The sequence below is a fragment of the Limosilactobacillus reuteri subsp. porcinus genome, assembly GCF_036621895.1.
Taxonomy (GTDB): domain Bacteria; phylum Bacillota; class Bacilli; order Lactobacillales; family Lactobacillaceae; genus Limosilactobacillus; species Limosilactobacillus reuteri_J.
The window spans coordinates 1,803-2,953 of sequence record NZ_LN887426.1 but is presented as its reverse complement, the minus strand read 5'-3'; the positions used below and the strand labels follow the sequence as shown (position 1 = coordinate 2,953).

Below are 1,151 nucleotides of genomic sequence, written 5' to 3'. Positions count from 1 at the left end.
ACTTAAATTTTACAATCTGCCTTAAAATTTTGTATAATAGGAATTGAAGTTAAATTAGATGCTAAAAATTTGTAATTAAGAAGGAGGGATTCGTCATGTTGGTATTCCAAATGCGTAATGTAGATAAAACATCTACTGTTTTGAAACAGACTAAAAACAGTGATTACGCAGATAAATAAATACGTTAGATTAATTCCTACCAGTGACTAATCTTATGACTTTTTAAACAGATAACTAAAATTACAAACAAATCGTTTAACTTCTGTATTTGTTTATAGATGTAATCACTTCAGGAGAGATTACATGAACAAAAATATAAAATATTCTCAAAACTTTTTAACGAGTGAAAAAGTACTCAACCAAATAATAAAACAATTGAATTTAAAAGAAACCGATACCGTTTACGAAATTGGAACAGGTAAAGGGCATTTAACGACGAAACTGGCTAAAATAAGTAAACAGGTAACGTCTATTGAATTAGACAGTCATCTATTCAACTTATCGTCAGAAAAATTAAAACTGAATACTCGTGTCACTTTAATTCACCAAGATATTCTACAGTTTCAATTCCCTAACAAACAGAGGTATAAAATTGTTGGGAATATTCCTTACCATTTAAGCACACAAATTATTAAAAAAGTGGTTTTTGAAAGCCGTGCGTCTGACATCTATCTGATTGTTGAAGAAGGATTCTACAAGCGTACCTTGGATATTCACCGAACACTAGGGTTGCTCTTGCACACTCAAGTCTCGATTCAGCAATTGCTTAAGCTGCCAGCGGAATGCTTTCATCCTAAACCAAAAGTAAACAGTGTCTTAATAAAACTTACCCGCCATACCACAGATGTTCCAGATAAATATTGGAAGCTATATACGTACTTTGTTTCAAAATGGGTCAATCGAGAATATCGTCAACTGTTTACTAAAAATCAGTTTTATCAAGCAATGAAACACGCCAAAGTAAACAATTTAAGTACCATTACTTATGAGCAAGTATTGTCTATTTTTAATAGTTATCTATTATTTAACGGGAGGAAATAATTCTATGAGTCGCTTTTCATGACGAAGCGTTTCGATGACAATGCGGTCTGAAAATGATAAGATAGTGGTGCCCATAAAGGTCCTTCTTTCTAATGGAATGTTGTAACGAC

Annotated in this window: 2 protein-coding genes; both read left to right on the top strand. The window is 32.2% G+C overall.

Annotation, left to right across the window (positions count from 1 at the left end):
* Positions 1 to 95: 95 nt before the first annotated feature.
* A complete protein-coding gene (locus AACL61_RS06495) occupies positions 96 to 179 on the top strand; it encodes a 23S rRNA methyltransferase attenuation leader peptide (RefSeq protein ID WP_001814874.1) in 84 nt (27 codons plus the stop codon).
* A 124-nt stretch (positions 180 to 303) separates the two neighbouring features.
* Complete coding sequence (erm(B), locus tag AACL61_RS06490) at positions 304 to 1,041, top strand: 23S rRNA (adenine(2058)-N(6))-methyltransferase Erm(B) (RefSeq protein WP_072574838.1); 738 nt, start codon at positions 304 to 306, stop codon at positions 1,039 to 1,041.
* Positions 1,042 to 1,151: the final 110 nt, after the last annotated feature.